This window comes from uncultured Lactobacillus sp. (assembly GCF_945290125.1).
Lineage (GTDB): Bacteria > Bacillota > Bacilli > Lactobacillales > Lactobacillaceae > Lactobacillus > Lactobacillus rizhaonensis.
Genome location: NZ_CALYQV010000021.1, coordinates 1 through 14,368, shown reverse-complemented (window position 1 = coordinate 14,368; position 14,368 = coordinate 1). Strand labels below are relative to the sequence as shown.

Annotated in this window: 14 protein-coding genes; 8 read left to right on the top strand and 6 right to left on the bottom strand. The window is 38.3% G+C overall.

The window, feature by feature from the left end; translation table 11 throughout:
• Positions 1-35 precede the first annotated feature (35 nt).
• From Q0K80_RS05065 to nrdJ, 5 genes are all read right to left on the bottom strand, one after another.
• Positions 36-578, bottom strand: a complete 543-nt coding sequence (locus Q0K80_RS05065) for a cob(I)yrinic acid a,c-diamide adenosyltransferase (RefSeq protein WP_294603861.1) — start codon at positions 576-578, stop codon at positions 36-38.
• Positions 575-1,093 (bottom strand): ECF transporter S component, encoded by a 519-nt coding sequence (locus Q0K80_RS05060; RefSeq protein WP_294603859.1) that lies wholly within the window; start codon positions 1,091-1,093, stop codon positions 575-577. Before Q0K80_RS05060 ends, Q0K80_RS05065 begins: the two co-directional genes overlap by 4 nt.
• A gap of 6 nt (positions 1,094-1,099) precedes the next feature.
• A complete protein-coding gene (locus Q0K80_RS05055; RefSeq protein WP_294603857.1) occupies positions 1,100-1,468 on the bottom strand; it encodes a DUF4430 domain-containing protein in 369 nt (122 codons plus the stop codon).
• A gap of 102 nt (positions 1,469-1,570) precedes the next feature.
• Positions 1,571-1,954 (bottom strand): DUF4430 domain-containing protein, encoded by a 384-nt coding sequence (locus Q0K80_RS05050; RefSeq protein WP_294603855.1) that lies wholly within the window; start codon positions 1,952-1,954, stop codon positions 1,571-1,573.
• A 23-nt stretch (positions 1,955-1,977) separates the two neighbouring features.
• Positions 1,978-4,212 (bottom strand): ribonucleoside-triphosphate reductase, adenosylcobalamin-dependent, encoded by a 2,235-nt coding sequence (gene nrdJ / locus Q0K80_RS05045; protein WP_294603853.1) that lies wholly within the window; start codon positions 4,210-4,212, stop codon positions 1,978-1,980.
• A 637-nt stretch (positions 4,213-4,849) separates the two neighbouring features.
• Between nrdJ and Q0K80_RS05040 the strand changes: the two genes are divergently transcribed.
• The 3 genes from Q0K80_RS05040 (at position 4,850) to Q0K80_RS05030 (ending at position 7,269) form a co-directional block, all read left to right on the top strand.
• Positions 4,850-5,560 (top strand): YjjG family noncanonical pyrimidine nucleotidase, encoded by a 711-nt coding sequence (locus Q0K80_RS05040; RefSeq protein ID WP_294603852.1) that lies wholly within the window; start codon positions 4,850-4,852, stop codon positions 5,558-5,560.
• Between the two features lie 63 nt (positions 5,561-5,623).
• Complete coding sequence (locus Q0K80_RS05035) at positions 5,624-6,487, top strand: aldo/keto reductase (protein ID WP_294603851.1); 864 nt, start codon at positions 5,624-5,626, stop codon at positions 6,485-6,487.
• Positions 6,488-6,501: 14 nt separating this feature from the next.
• Positions 6,502-7,269: a pyrroline-5-carboxylate reductase gene (locus Q0K80_RS05030; protein ID WP_294603849.1), complete on the top strand. Its 768-nt coding sequence runs from the start codon at positions 6,502-6,504 to the stop codon at positions 7,267-7,269.
• Between the two features lie 99 nt (positions 7,270-7,368).
• Here the strand turns inward: Q0K80_RS05030 and Q0K80_RS05025 are convergent, their stop codons facing one another.
• A complete protein-coding gene (locus Q0K80_RS05025; RefSeq protein ID WP_294603847.1) occupies positions 7,369-8,379 on the bottom strand; it encodes a D-2-hydroxyacid dehydrogenase in 1,011 nt (336 codons plus the stop codon).
• Positions 8,380-8,704: 325 nt separating this feature from the next.
• Here Q0K80_RS05025 and Q0K80_RS05020 point away from each other — a divergent pair, with 325 nt between their 5' ends.
• The 5 genes from Q0K80_RS05020 to Q0K80_RS05000 all read left to right on the top strand — a co-directional run.
• Complete coding sequence (locus Q0K80_RS05020; protein WP_294603846.1) at positions 8,705-9,553, top strand: exodeoxyribonuclease III; 849 nt, start codon at positions 8,705-8,707, stop codon at positions 9,551-9,553.
• Between the two features lie 88 nt (positions 9,554-9,641).
• The gene (locus Q0K80_RS05015; RefSeq protein ID WP_294603844.1) at positions 9,642-12,482 is read left to right on the top strand and encodes a DEAD/DEAH box helicase; all 2,841 of its coding nucleotides are present in this window, start codon (positions 9,642-9,644) and stop codon (positions 12,480-12,482) included.
• A gap of 191 nt (positions 12,483-12,673) precedes the next feature.
• A complete protein-coding gene (locus Q0K80_RS05010; protein WP_294603843.1) occupies positions 12,674-12,889 on the top strand; it encodes a hypothetical protein in 216 nt (71 codons plus the stop codon).
• 328 nt (positions 12,890-13,217) lie between these two features.
• Complete coding sequence (locus Q0K80_RS05005; RefSeq protein WP_294603841.1) at positions 13,218-13,769, top strand: hypothetical protein; 552 nt, start codon at positions 13,218-13,220, stop codon at positions 13,767-13,769.
• Positions 13,726-14,368, top strand: a 643-nt coding sequence (locus Q0K80_RS05000; RefSeq protein WP_294603839.1) for a BspA family leucine-rich repeat surface protein, incomplete at its 3' end; no start/stop codon positions are given. The genes Q0K80_RS05005 and Q0K80_RS05000, both read left to right, overlap by 44 nt.

Below are 14,368 nucleotides of genomic sequence, written 5' to 3'. Positions count from 1 at the left end.
TTGAAACTACTTCACTTTTTTAAATGCTAGTAAACTTATTTGATTTTACTTTTGACTTCAGGAACGCCGTCCAGAACATTAGCATAACGAGCTAGAATAAAAAGATAATCTGATAAGCGGTTGATATACTTTAAACAAGCAGGAGCTAACTCTTGCTCTTCAGCATTCAACTTAACCAGTGAACGTTCAGCGCGCCTGGCAACTGTACGAGCATAATGTAAGTGAGTTGCTGTAATGGAACCGCCAGGCAAAATGAAATGGGTTGTTTGGGGTATTTTATTATTAAGTTCGTCGATTTCCTTTTCCAGCTTTGTTACTGTTTCAGATGTAATCTCTTCGTGCCTTTTGACAACAATATCGCTTTCGAGTTCATATAAGTCACGCTGTAAGTTTTGTATAGGGTCATGCAGTTCTTGACATTTGGCAGACAAATTGGCAATTACGACACCTAAGTAAGAATCAAGTTCATCAATATCGCCGACAGCAACAATTTGCAGGTCATATTTAGGAACCATTTTACCGGTAACCTGTTTGGTAAAGCCTTGATCGCCTACCTTAGTATAAATTTTAATCGTCATAAAAGCCTCCGTTTGTAGTGATCAAGCGCAATATTCAGTGGTTTGTAGAGAATAGGATAGAATACCAAATTACCAACAGCATGGTAGGTATCAAAGACTAAACTTCCAGCCCAGTAGGCTAGGAACGCGTTAAAGCCGCCGAAGATAGACATACCAAAGTCGACAAAGCAGCCATATTCCCAGCCGAGAAAAACGGCAAGAATTAGTTGCAGAGTAAAATACTTTTTCAATGGCGTGAATTTATCTAGCAAAGCAACGGTTAAAACGCAGCCGCCAAAGGCTAAAACTTGTGCCACAGTCCAAATGCCAAAACCTAAGTAAATATTGGAGACGACCATGGTCAAAAGAGCTAAGGCAAAACCAAAGCCGAAGCCGATATTTAACGTTACAATCATTAAAATATCGGTTACCGGCTGGACATTAGGCACAGGAATTATTTTAAAAATTCTTAGCGCTACGCACATGGCTGTTAAAATTGCTAGTAATGCTAATTTCTTAGTTGAATTACGTGTCATAGTAATTTAGAAGTTAACTTTTGCTAAAGTAAATTTAATTTTATCTTTGTTCGCAAGCTTCTGTATTGCGGCACCTTTTTGTGCAAATTTGCCGTTAATTTTGTAGGTCCAATAGATTTTTTTACTTGGATTTTGGCTCTTGCCAGCAATAGAAGTAATCAAACCCCTATCACTCTTTATTTTCCAGCACTTTTTCAAGCCGCGCATTACTGTTGAATGCTTAGGCAATTTAACAGTTTTCTTCTTGTAAGTCTTATTATGTACTTTTAGGGTATAAGTAACTTTTATCTTACTGCTGGCATCAACCTGTTGAACATTTTGAGTTGTTTCATAACCTGCAAAGGTAAAGGTAAAAATGGTGGCTATTCCAGTCAAAACTGATAATTTGCTTTTTTCATATATAAACTCCCAATCTATTAATATTTTTGTGCAAGCACTAAAATAGTTCGTACTTAGTCACTTGCACGGCCAATAGTTTTACTTCATTTTGGCTAAAGTAAACTTGACTTTGTCTTTATTTGCGACTTTTTGCTGGTTAGCGCCCTTGGTAGCATATTTGCCATTAATAGTGTAAGTCCAGTAAATTTTCTTTTTAGCATTTTGTTTTTTGCCGTCAATTGCTGTGATAAAGCCTTTGTTACTGTCAACTTTCCACGCCTTTTTCAAGCCAGTCATTACAGTAGATTTTTGCGGCACTTTAACTGTCTTTTTTTCAGTATCATTTTTGGCAGCTAAAACATAGCTAACGGAAATATTATTTGTCTTAGATTTTGGCTTTGTCTGGTTATTCTCACAGCCGGATAGGCTAAAGGCAAAAATAGCAGCTACGCTGGCAATTACTGGTAATTTACTTTTTTTCATGACTAAGATTTCGCCTACTTAATTTATTTAACAGGACATGCACCAGATTCACAGTCAGTTTGATCGACTAATTCCAAATCTTTTTGATCATCATTTTGCTCGGCAAATACTTGAGCAACATCACCGGTGATCTCAGCTTTCCTTTCTTCATATTTTTCTTTGTCAATGGGTTCTTTTGGCGCTTGTTTCAGTGAACCGCCATAATATGGCAATAAAGAAGTTGACTTAATTACGTGCCGGTATTGTTTAAACAGCGGTGTAATCTTGTCACCTTCATCGCTTTGGAAGGTAACAGTACAACTGACTGCGTTATCTGACCAGTAAGTTTGCAGGAATGCTTGTGTTGCAAATTGTTCTTCAATTGAAACCGTGCCAGCCGATGCAAAGTTCTTGCTGTCAGCGTGAGCAGCACGCAATGGGAATTCAACACAAGTTGTGTTTGGTGAGTAAATATCTGGTTCTGAGTAGTAACCACAGGCATCGAGCGCTTTAAGCAGTGGGTCAGAAGCTTGGAACCGAATCCGTTGAATGAGGTAGCCGGCGTAGTGGAAGTGCATCCCTTCAGAAGCTCCCGCTAATTTGGCCACAGTACCTGAAGGTTTAACAGTAGTGTGTTTAATCGACTCGTTGCAGCTTAAAGTCTTGCTGTATACTTTATCAGCATCAACGACGGCTTGGTAAGCGGAAGTGACCATTTTAATTCCTTGAGGATCGTAAATTGGCTTCTTGATTTTTTCACCGGTTTCTTCATCAACGCTGTCTTCAAAGCCGGTAACAACGCGGTGACCTAAATCATTTAAGAGCCAGTCTTGAATACCTGACATTGAAACACCAATTCTCCTGTTCTTGGAAATGATGTTGCGGGATATTTCCCAGTCATAGTCACTAAAGGTTACTCGTTTAGCAAAGCGAGTTGCCAATCTGAAAACATCTTTTAAATCCCAGTTTTCTTGCTCGGCAATATATGGGAATACTTCAAATAGGTTGCATGGTTCACCATTACCTAAGGAAATCTCTCCACAAGGGTTGGTACCTTCAACATCACCGTCAATATCTTTTTGATAGCCGTCAATGATTCGGCCATAATTGCGAGATAAATCCAGGTTAACTATTCCCGGCTCACCATTTTCTCTAATACCGTCAGCAATTGGTTCATATTCATCAAAGTTAGAATCAATGGCCACACTGTTGTTTGAGGCCCAGCGGTGGTGGTAAAGTTTGTCTTTATCTTGTTTCATAGTGATAAAGTCTTGATCGGTGCTTGTACCTAAAGCTAGTTCCGCTGATCTTCTTACATTACCGGCGACGACTGTTTTACCAATCAGGTTGCAGATATCTGTACAATCAACAGAAGTTAAGTTGCCGTCAGCCCGGTTGTTAATAATGTTGTTAATATCGAAAAACATTTCCACTAATGGCATAGGACCAGAAGCTGTACCGCCAAAGCCGTGAATTTTAGCTCCATAAGGACGAATTCTACTGATGTCAAGTACAAGCTTGGTCTTATTCTCGGGATTAGTTTGACTGAAGTGCATATCGATTAAACGGGCATTAGCTAAAACCCAACCTTCACGGGTATCAGGCAAGTTGTAATAAACGTAATCTGATTTGTCCTTGCTCTGCTTGGCCCACTCATCTTTATCCGTTGCACCAAGTTTAATTGAATCGGCGTAAGAAGCGCTCTGTTTGTCAATTACAACCGTTAAATCAACTTTATTATCAACTGCAGGAATCTTTTTAATATTGTCTTGCACAACAGAAAAGCCAACACCGCCACCTTTCATTGATTCGTCAAAAAGAAATGAAAATGGCATTGAAACTGCTTCTTGTGTCTGGCCTAAATAGTCGGGAACTATATGGCTATCACCGTATTTTTGCGGCCGAATAGCAATAAACCAGCAATTGTTTAATGAGTCACCATTGCGCTTTTGGTAGTCAGTGCCGGAAACCCACAAATTACGTCCAGAAGGTGTTGCTCCTAAACCGTAAACTAATTTAAATAAATCCTTGGCTTCGTTTGTTAGTTCAGCGACTACCTCTTTTGAAGGAGTGCCTTTGAGTCGAGGATCAAGGTTAATGTTGCCCTCAATTACGCGTTTAACCGTTTCGTCCCAATTTTCGGAACGATTTTTTTCAGGAAGCCATCTTGCATAGGTTCGTTTATAAGTAACCCAGCCAAGTTCTCCCCAATGGGGGGTGACATTTTGTTTCACTTGATCAATGTAACCCTGATCCAACGTTATGCTCGTATTTTTCATATTCAAAGTCACTCCTTAAAATTGATTATTGTTCCACAGACACATCATCTATGGCTACAAGTAGAACTATACCACAATATCTTGTACTTGTGAGATAAAGATTTGCTTTGAGACACAAGAAAAAGTCATAAAGTGATGTGCGAGTAAGCTATCGAGGTTAATAAAAAATCATATAGCATTCGCAGATATAAAAAAAGCATAATAAGTTAAAAATAATACTTATTATGCTTGAATATATGTTTAATTTTGGGGATAAACTAGCGTCTAACTAGGGTAAATATGAGAAAAATAACGCCAAGAAAGATAGCTACCGGAATCAGTAATTGAACAAAGAAAAAGAAAGTCAGAACACAGATCAGAAGGAAAAATAGAATTTTAAAAACACCAATACCCATTTTGACAAAAAGCCAAATGAGAAATAAAACCAATAATAGTGTAAACATGCTCAATCACCCCTTTTACTTAAATTAAAGGATATTATAGCTTATTTTGTGAAATCGCAGTAGCAATGTAAACAAAATTTAAAAATAGTTAATTATGTTCTTTAGCTGTGAAATATTGTTATAATAAATCTCCACACTAATTTTTAGTGAATACGCATTATATTCTGAGGAATAGTTGGAGAGGAAGAACATGCTTGCGTTATAAACAAATAATTTTTGATGTTGATGATACCTTAATTGACTTTGCTGCTACAGAAAGTTTTGCTCTGCAGAGTCTTTTTAAAGCGCATCAATGGCCGTTAACCGATGAGCTGCAGCGGGACTATCATGCATATAATCAAGGTCTGTGGCGTGAGCTTGAGCAAGGCAAGATCGATTATGAGCAGCTGAGTAAAATGGCTTTTACCAATTTTATTAAAGCTAAGTTCGGGATTGAAATTGACGGCTTAGCAGTAATGAACGAATATCGCTCTTATTTTGGCGAAGCACATAAACTGCTGCCTGGTGTAGTTGATACTTTACGCTATGCCAAAAAGCAAAATTATGCATTGACTATTTTGAGTAATGGCGAAGCATATATGCAGAGACATCGGTTACAATTAGCCGGAATTGCTAACTATTTTTCATTGATTGTGACATCAGAAGAAGCAGGATTTTCTAAACCTGATGCCCGTATCTTTGATTACTTTTTTGCTCATACTAAAATCGGCCCGGAGCAAACAGTTTTCTTTGGTGACGGCTTGCAGTCAGACATATTGGGTGCAGAAAAATATGGCTTTGATAGTATTTGGTATAACCATAGAAAACGGAAAAATACGATGAACTTGCATCCATTATATGAAGTAACTACTTATCCTGAATTTGTAGCCTTACTTAAAAGCGACTTCCAAAAGCAGCCGCAATAATTGCTATCTTTTGCTGTAGAAGTATAGTTCAATCCGGTATAATGATGGGAGAGGTGAAAAATTATGACTAGCGAAATTCATTCTTTAAGCGATACTTATGAATTAAATAATGGCGTCAAAATACCGGTTATCGGACTAGGAACCTGGCAAACTCCTGATGGTGAAGTTGCCCAAAAAACCGTTGAGGATGCACTGGACATTGGCTACCGGCTAATTGATACTGCAGCCGCATATGGTAACGAAGAAAGTATTGGTCGGGGAATCAAACTAAGTGGAGTTAACAGACATGACTTATTTGTGACCACTAAGTTGTGGAATGACCACCACGGTTATCAAAAAACTAAAGCCGCCATTGACGAAAGTTTGACCAAATTAGACTTGGATTATCTTGATTTGTATCTAATCCATTGGCCTAACCCGGCTCCTGTGCGTGACCACTGGGCTGAATTAAATGCAGAAAGCTGGCAAGCAATGGAAGAAGCAGTGCAAGCAGGGAAAATTCGTGCAATTGGAGTCTCTAACTTTAGACGCAAGCATTTGGATGAATTACTGAAAACTGCCAAAATTCGTCCGGCCGTAAATCAAATTTACTTGAATCCTAGTGATATGGAGGAAGACGTAACAGCTTATAACAAAGAACTGGGTATTTTGAGTGAGGCTTACTCACCACTGGGCAGAGGAGATTTATTTGCCAACGAGACGGTAGTTTCTGTAGCCCAACACTATGATAAAAGTCCAGCACAAGTCCTGTTACGCTGGTCGTTGCTACACGGTTTTGTTCCATTACCCAAGTCGGTTCACCGCGAGCGTCTTGAATCTAATTTACAAGTCTTTGACTTTACTATATCTGAAGATGATATGGCTAAACTTGATGGACTGCATGGAGCAGGTAAGTTAGCAAATGATCCAGATCAAACAGACTTTTAAAAAGGTGATAAGCGATGAAAATTGGCTTTATTGGGGCTGGTAAGATTGGCTCCGCAATTATTAAGGGCTTGCTAAATGCTGAAAATCCCAGCGATGATATCTATGTTTTTAACGGTGGACAGCATCACACGGCGCAAAAACTTGCAGCTGAGCTGCATTTAACTTTGATTAATGATTATGATGACTTTAAGGACTGCCAAGCAGTGATAGTTGCAGTGGGCGGTTCAATTACTGCAACAATCATCAAAAATTTAAGTCAAAAATATCAAGGTATAATTCTGTCAACTGGTGGCGGTGACCTTACTCAGATTAATGAAAATCTTCCGCAAGGCTCTACCTTTGCCAAGGTTGTACCCAACACGCCGGTTCAAATTGGTGCTGGCATTACTGTTATTAGTTTTCTGCCAGATGAAAAGCCGGAAATAATTGCTGCTGTGAAAAAGATTTTTACTCAAATGGGAGCAGTATATGTCGTACCCGAAAACTTACTGGGTATTTATGGTACGGTAGCCGGGTGCACACCTGCTTACGTTGACTTGATGGTTGCGGCTCTTAGTGATGCCGCTGTACAAAATGGCGTTAAGCGGGCAGAATCATACGAAATAGTTAACCAAATGCTTTTGGGTACCAGTAAATTGGCATTAGTTAGTAAAAAGCTGCCTGAAGAATTAAAAGATGAAGTCACTACGCCAGGTGGCTCTACTATTAGAGGCGTTACCAAACTGGAAGAAATGGGCTTTAGAAACGCATTAATTCAAGCTGTAAATGCTTCTGCTAATTAAATTTAGCCTAAAAAAAGACATCAGATAATTTTATCTGGTGTCTTTTTATATTATTTGAAATGTTAAAAGTGTATTTAAGAAGGGAAATAAGTTTAGAAATTAAAACTCTTTATCTAAATCAACTGGAGTATCAGCTTTTTCACCCTTAATTAACTTCAAGTTGTTGTCAAAGGCCTTAACAACCATGTTGCGTACAGCGTGAGTTGTGTAGAAGGCTGTGTGTGGAGTAACCAAAACATTTGGCCGTGCGATTAAGTCAGCTAAACGCTTGTCAGGAAATTCTTTGCCACTAAAGTCACTGTTGAAAATACCAACTTCGTTTTCGTAAGTATCCATTACGAAGCCAAAAACCTTACCTGAATCAAGGCCGCGCACAACTGCATCTGTATCAACTAATGGTCCACGAGAAACGTTGACGATCACAACGCCGTCCTTCATCTTCTTGATTGAATCATCGTTAATCATGTGAACATTTTCTGGAGTATCAGGAACGTGAAGTGAAATAACGTCAGACTTAGCGTAAAGCTCATCTAAGTCGTCAACGTAGTAGCCCTTCTTTTCCAATTCTGGGTTCTTGAAAATATCGTAAGCAATAACTTTAGCGCCAAAGCCTTCCATAATTCTCATGAATACTTGACCAATATGACCAGTACCAACAACACCAACTGTTTGGTCACGTACTTCACGACCAATTGTAGGTGCCCAGCGAAGATCATGCTTAGCAATTTTTTCATCCATTGCCTTATCTTGACGTAGAACTCTGGCAGCCTGAATGGCAGCATGTTCAGCAATGGCATCTGGTGAATAAACAGGAACATTAGTGATCTTAAAGCCTAATTCTTTAGCTTTTTTTAGGTCGATGTTGTCAATACCAACATTACGGATTGACCAGTTATGAATACCTAATTTATCCAAAGCTTCAATTGTATCAGCTTTATAATCAAGCTGCTGGTAAGTTACGACACCATCAGCACCCTTAGCTAATTCAGCTGTTTCAGGGGTAAGAAGTTGATCAGTGTAATCAACATCAACATCCTTGTGAGCTTCCTTCCATTCATGAACATACGGTTCCTCGTCTTTACGAATGGCATAAGCATAAATTTTAGTCATAAAATCTAACCTCCAAAGATTATTATTGTTATCTCTTGTGCTATTATACACTTGCTTAAAATGATTTAAAAATATAAAATTGTGAAAAATCAATTTTTGCAAAAACCGCGTCGTAACAGTAATCGCTTACAATATTGTGTATCAAGGGATTAAGCAATATTAAAAAAATTACTAATTTTTTTGCTGAGGTCGTGAAAAAAATAACAGCATTTTTGAGCAAATCATATAAAAATTTATGTCAAAATAGTGCTGGTAAAATTACTGAAATTTTGAGTCCCCGTGAAAAAACTATATAATGAAAGAAATGAATAATAAGGAGAAGAATATGATCTTAATTTCGTGGAATATCGACTCATTAAATGCTGCTTTGACCGGAACTTCCTCACGTGCAGTGGAGACACGTAAGGTTTTAGAAAAAATACATGACCAAAATGCAGGTATTGTTGCCATTCAAGAAACAAAATTACGCTCCACGGGCCCTACTAAAAAACATTTGGAAATATTAACTAAGGAATTCCCTGAATATAATATAGTCTGGCGTTCCTCAGAAGAACCAGCTCGTAAAGGTTATGCCGGGACGATGTTTTTATATAAAAAAGAACTTAATCCTAAAGTAACTTATCCTATTATTGGAGCGCCGGAGCCAATGGATCACGAAGGCAGAATTATTACTTTGGAGTTTCCTACATATTTTGTGACGCAAGTTTATACTCCAAATTCTGGTAATGGACTTAAGCGCCTAGATGACCGGCAAGTGTGGGATGAAAAATACATCGCATATTTGCAGCAATTAGATCAGGAAAAGCCGGTCTTGGCTAGTGGTGATTATAATTGTGCGCACCATGAAATCGACCTGAAGCACCCTGATACTAATCATCATTCTGCCGGCTTTACTGATGAAGAACGGGCAGATTTTACCAAAATGCTTAAAGCTGGTTTTACAGATACTTTTAGAAAACTTCACGGTAACGTTGAAGGAGTCTATTCTTGGTGGGCTCAAAGGGTAAGAACTGCTAAAGCCAACAACTCAGGCTGGAGAATTGATTACTGGCTGACAAGCAATAGAGTTGCTGACAAGGTCAAGCGTTCTGAAATGATGGATACGGGAGAGCGCGCCGATCATTGCCCAATTTTACTGGAAATAGACTCTATCAAAAGAGATCCAAAGGATTGAAGTGATCCCTAAAATTAGGATAAATTGGGGGGTCATATCAGGTTGGGTTTCTTTTTCTTTTGTGTAAAATAATTTTGAGGTGATGTGAATGAATGAGCCTCTGCAAGATGCCATTCTTAACGGTTTGTATGATCCCAGTTATCCGGGACATGAAGTATTAGGGCCAAAGCTCCTGCAAAATAATAAACAGGAGAATATTTGGCTGACGCTGCGCCAAGAACTGCTTAACTGTCAAAATTTTACTTGGGCTGTAGCCTTCGTTACTCAAGATATGCTCGTTCCCTTTAAAGTAGTTATGGCTGATTTAGCTAAGAAAAATATCTCGGGTACATTAATTACGGGTGACTATTTAGGATTTAACAATCCCAAAGTTTTTCGTGAGTTACTTAAAATTCCCAACTTGACAGTTAAAATTACGCCTCAAAGCGGATTTCATGCTAAAGGTTATCTCTTTGACCATGGTGATTGGCAAACTTTGGTTATTGGCAGTGCTAATTTTACCCGTGCGGCACTTTTAAGTAATTATGAATGGGCTTTGAAAATTAGTTCGAAGAATAAAGCGACACTGACAACACAAATTGCTAAACAGCTGCATGAATTAAAAAAGACGAGCACGCCATTATCCGAAAACTGGATAAGAGAATATGAACAAAATTGGGTAAAGCCACAACCGCAATCACAGGTTCCTGTTAATGAAGCAGCTAAAATTGTACCAAATAAGATGCAAGAGGAAGCTCTGCATGAACTAAAAGGACTAGTTGCAGATGGTCAAAGACGCGGACTGGTAGTTTCAGCAACTGGAACTGGCAAGACATATTTAGGGGCTTTCGCGGTTAAAGATTTTAAATCGCATAAGTTTCTTTATGTAGTTCATCGTGAACAAATTGCCAAAAAAGCTTTAAAAAGTTTTTACCAGGTAATTGGCGGCAATCCAACGGATTATGGCTTGTTAACCGGACATAAGCACCAACTTGAACGCAAATATGTTTTTGCCACCGTGCAGACTTTAAGTCAGCCGGATATCCTTGCCAGCCTGAGTGCAACAGCCTTTGACTATGTTCTGATTGATGAGGCTCATAGGGCAGCCGCACCAAGTTACCAGAGAATTTTTGCCAAGTTTAAGCCGCAATTTTGGTTGGGGATGACTGCCACGCCAGAAAGAATGGACGATCAGGATGTCTATAGATTGTTTGATTATAATCTAGCTTATGAAATCCGCTTGCGGGAAGCGTTGGAAGAAAAAATGCTGGCTCCTTTTCATTATGTGGGAGTTGCAGACTATGAAGTTGATGGTGCAAGCATTGATGAAACCGCCAACTTGCGCAGATTACTAGCGCCAGAGCGTGTTGACTATGTTTTAAAGCAGCTGGACTATTACGGCTACTGTGGCTCTCAAGCTAAAGGACTGGTCTTTTGCAGCCGCCAAGAAGAAGCGCGCGAATTAGCACAGGCTTTTTCAGAGCGCAAGCATCCGGCAGTAGCCTTAACTAATGAAGACAGTGAAAAAAGAAGACTGCAAGTGGTCAGGCAGCTGGAACAAGGTAAAATTGATTACATCATTACCGTTGATCTCTTTAATGAGGGCATTGATATTCCGGCTTTAAATCAGATAATTATGTTGCGGAATACTCAGTCCAGTATTGTTTTTATCCAGCAACTGGGTCGCGGTTTGCGTAAATATCCGGGCAAAGATTATGTCACGGTCATTGACTTTATTGGTAACTATAAAAATAACTATTTAATTCCGATCGCTTTGAATCAGGATGACAGTCGTTCGCAGGATAAGGCACGTGAAGAAAGTGTGCTCCCGAGCTTTATTGATGTTTCAACGATTAACTTTAGCCAAATTGCTTCTGCCAAAATTTTAGTATCACTGGATAAGATTAAATTAGACAGCATTAAAGAATTGCGGCAGTCTTACCAAGAATTAGCTGAAAAAATAGGTCGTCCGCCCTTGCTATTTGATTTTTATCGGTACGGTTCAACTTCACCAATGGTCTTCGCGAATAATCATAGTCTTGGGCATTATGGCGAGTTTCTAGCCAAGATGGGTGAGCCTGTAAAATTGAATGGTTATGAGAGTGCGGTTTTATCTTTTGTTACTAAAGAATTATTGAATGGCAAAAGGCCACATGAACTGTTACTTTTGCAACTACTTTTAGAAAAAGAGCAGGTTAGTCAGGAAGAATTTGAGAAAAAACTGTATGATTATGGTGCTTATGTTAATGAGAAAGTACTGACATCAGTAGAAGACATTCTTTCATTAAACTTTTTTGACATTAAGCAGGGCAAAACAACCAAAAAAGAACAATATGGTGACCAGCCGCTTGTAGTTAAAGCTGATTTATTAGATTATTCATTAGCTCCTCAATTGACGCAGTCTCTTCAGCAAAATAATACTTTTAAAAAATTGTTTGTTGATGTGATTAAAACAGGTTTGGCAATGAATCAAAAATATGATAATCAAAGGCAATTTACTCTTTACGAGCAATACGATCGTAAAGATGCTTGTCGATTGCTCAATTGGCCCTTAGATGTTTCTGCACCAATGTATGGTTACCGTGTGGACGAGCATGAAACTCCTATTTTTGTCACTTATCAAAAAGACTCGGCTAAAAAGCGCAATGCTTTATACCATAATACGCTAGAAGACGGCCGCTGTTTGCGCTGGTATACGCGATCGCCGCGTCATCTAGAATCAGATGAGGTGCAGAGACTGCTTAATACGCCGCAAATGAAGCTGTTGCTTTTTGTTAAGAAGAGCGATGCTATTGGCAAGCAGTTTTACTATTTAGGGCAGGTAGATATTCAAAAAGACACGGTCAAAGAAGAATTGCTAGGACCGAAGAAAAAAGCAGCGGTAGGGATGAATTTATTATTAGAAAAGCCGTTGAATACAAAAATGTATGAGTTATTATTTGATGAATAAGAAAAAGTCTAAGAATTAATCTTCTTAGACTTTTTGTGTTAGCTGCAACGTTTCAAGAGTCGCCATTATAGAATTTTTGCTTGATAAGATAAAAATATTAAATAAATATTAATAAAATTATCTATTTTACCAATATTATGTTAAAATACTATAAAATTTAAATAAGTAGGCCATAAAAAGGAGGTAACAAAATGGCAGAACGTAACCTTAAAGATGCAGATCAAGATAAAGCAATTCATGCTATGCGTCAAGAACATCGAATTAATCGAGTTGTTTTACCAATTGCGGCTCTATATGTAGTCTTTTTAATGTGGACAGCATTAACTAATTTTAGTTTGGCTCTTAAAATTGCTACAGTTGCATTTTTATTATATCTAAATTATTTCGGCATAAGTAAATCTTTTTAACACAAACACTAATAACGTGAAATGTAGCTGCTATCTTATTATTCAAGGATCAAATAAGCCAGTCATAGTCTGATGTGAATTCCAAATAGTTATATTTAAGTACAAAATTATTTGGATATGGTGGAATTAAAATCTGATACTAAAGACCTTACCAGTCTCTTGTTCTGTGTATGAGAACCCTATTCGAATAATAAAAATTGGCTCGTAACTGTTGTTACTTTTAAAATATTTCTAGCAATATACGGCTTTTTTACTTTTAAAATGTTATTATTACCTTATTTTTTATTTTATTTCTTTAATTTGTGAAAGGTTTAATTATGGTTTGACAATGAATTCTAAATCCAACTGCCGCCATCGGGGCAAATTATTATTTACCAGCTTAGCGGCTGCTACTTTGGGCTTAATTATTGTGTCTCCTGACATGGCTAAAGCTGATACTTTAGTTGATGCCGCTGCTAAAAAGCAAGGAGCTCAAAGCAGCTCCTTACCGGCTAGCAATAATAATCAGACAGCAGCTTCAACTGATAGTGCTGCTAATAACAATCAAGCAAGTCCTACTTCTGCAGCTGCGGCTAGCAATGAAACGCAGCCCTCAACATCTTCTAACAGTGAAGCTCAAGACGCTAATGAATCGCCAGCTGCGGGCGAAGAAGCTAAAGGAATTACCCCGCGTTCTATTTTGACAGCTACGTGGGGTGGACTTAAACTTAATGTAACTTTGGATACTGATACTGGTATAGTAACTATACCAGGTGGTACGGTGACTAGTCCTATTTCCAGTATTCGTTCTCTTTTTTACAATAATGAAATGTATAAATCTATTAAAAAAAGGGCCATTGAAGCTCATTGGCGATGCCTCTTGGATGTTTGTTTGGCTTAGTGGCCTAACTGAAATTGAAGGCTTAGATCAAGTTGATACTTCTGAAGTCATTAATATGCAAGAGATGTTTTATTCGTGTGAAAGTTTAGAGCATCTTGATCTAAGTAGCTTTAACACCAAGAAAGTAACTAATATGACGCAGATGTTTAGTTCGTGTTACAAGTTATCCAGCATAGACTTACACAGTTTTGATACCTCTAGTGTTACTGAGATGAGAAATATGTTCACCGGTTGTAAAAACTTAAAAACTATAAATATCAGTAGTTTCAAGATGGCTCAGGTGGCTTTTATTAATAAAAGTGAAATGTTAAAAAGTCTACCTAATTTGTCAACCTTAGTTCTGGGTCCTAAGAACTATTTACAGGGAACTGGACTTGACGCAACCGGCGTTTGGTTGAATGTAGGCAATGGCACAGTAGATAAACCCCAGGGAAATAAGCGCTGGACTTCTAGTCAATTAATGAGTAACTATTCCGGGAGCAGCGACCAAGATACGTATGTCAGGTTAGGCAGAGCAGTTACAGTTCACTACCTCGATGAAACTGGCAAGCAACTTGCACCTGATCAGATTTTAACCGGTAATATCGGTGAAGGCTATC